The following is a 1,421-nucleotide window of genomic DNA, read 5'->3' as shown; positions in this document are numbered from 1 at the left end:
ATGCTTGATTTCATTGCTTTTGTAGCCAAAATGAATCGAAAAAAAGAGCGCACAAAATCCCCTCATCTGAAAGCGTTTCAGATTAAGTTCCGCTATGGTGGAAGTTAGTGTGAGACGTTTGAATGGGGTTGAAGATTAGTTTTTAGATTTTATGTTGGAGTAATTTTGAAGACTGACAGACGTCTTCTGCAGGTATTTTAGAAATGCCGAGAAGCTTAGGAATCTCTTCTCCATAAGTAAAGGCAAAGAGTTCATAGGCTGACTTTCCATTCAAAGCAGCCCGTTTGACGCTGTTGACATGCGAACAAACGAGATTGATGTCCTCCTGAGTTAAGTTGTCAAAAGAAGTTCCCTTAGGTAGAATGTCGCGAATCAGTGTGTGATTTTTCTCAATTCTCCCTTTCTGGTCAGAGCGATTAGGGTCACAAAAGAAGAGTTTACTCTCTCCTCGCACATCCATTTCGATATCATCAACTCTGGCAAACTCTCCACCATTATCGGTAAGAATGACAGGAAAAAGTTGGAAGAAATCTTTGTCAGCTTCGTGAAGAGTGTTCTTAATATCATAGAGGTGTTTTGTAACCTCAAGGGCAGTTTTATTACCCAGAAGTCTAGCNAAGATAAAGTTACAGAAAGAGAGATTGAAGGTGAGTAGTACTTTACCTCCCATCCTCCCCATAACTGTATCCATTTCTAGCCAAGAGTCTAGTTGATTAAGGGATAAATAGTTTTGGAAATCCTCATAGGAACGGCCTTTTTTAGCTTCTTTAGGGATGGAAGGTAGTTTACTTTTCCGTCTCTCTTTAAATTTAACGGCTCTGGCAAGATCAATAGGAGTGGTAGATAGGTATCCTTTTCGGATATGTCGATAGACAGTTGAGGAGCTGACATCAAGGTTATGAGTTTTCAGAATATGATAGATGTGTTGTCCCTTTTTAACCCCATCAGAAATGACTTTGTCCATGTCCCAGAAGGTCTTGGAATTAAGGGGAGTCCCTTCACGAGCTTCTACAAGAGTTTGTTCGTATTGTTTTTGAGCTTGTTTAGCAAGGTAGAAAATTTTTTTAAATCCACAATTTTGTCTTCTTTTAGGACATCCATTACAGACAAAGGGAGCCTTATCGAGTAAAGGGCAAGGAAGGTTATGGCATGTAGACTCTCGGACTTGTCTGTTTCGTTTGACTTCTTTGGAAACGGTTGTCGGATCTTTTAGAATAAGTTGTCCAATAGCTTTGAAGGTTTCACCGCGCTCTAAGCCTAATTGGATATCATTACGGTCTGAAAGGGTAAGGTGTTTATGTTTTGTCATAGTGGACCTCATTTCTAACTCAAACGTCTCATACTTAATTCCACCATAAAAATCCGTTTTAGACTAACTTCTACTTTGACAAGCCAAGTGGAAGTTACTTTGAGAAGTTACC

The 1,421-nt window shown here is 39.5% G+C and carries 1 protein-coding gene; it reads right to left on the bottom strand.

The window, feature by feature from the left end; translation table 11 throughout:
• Window positions 1-142: 142 nt before the first annotated feature.
• Window positions 143-1,309 (bottom strand): IS30 family transposase, encoded by a 1,167-nt coding sequence (locus D8787_RS11200; RefSeq protein ID WP_125423873.1) that lies wholly within the window; start codon window positions 1,307-1,309, stop codon window positions 143-145.
• Window positions 1,310-1,421 lie beyond the last annotated feature (112 nt).

The sequence above is a fragment of the Streptococcus mitis genome (genome assembly GCF_003944325.1).
Taxonomy (GTDB): Bacteria; Bacillota; Bacilli; order Lactobacillales; family Streptococcaceae; genus Streptococcus; species Streptococcus mitis_CW.
The sequence above is the reverse complement of the archived record's forward strand: the minus strand, read 5'-3'. Positions and strand labels throughout refer to the sequence as shown.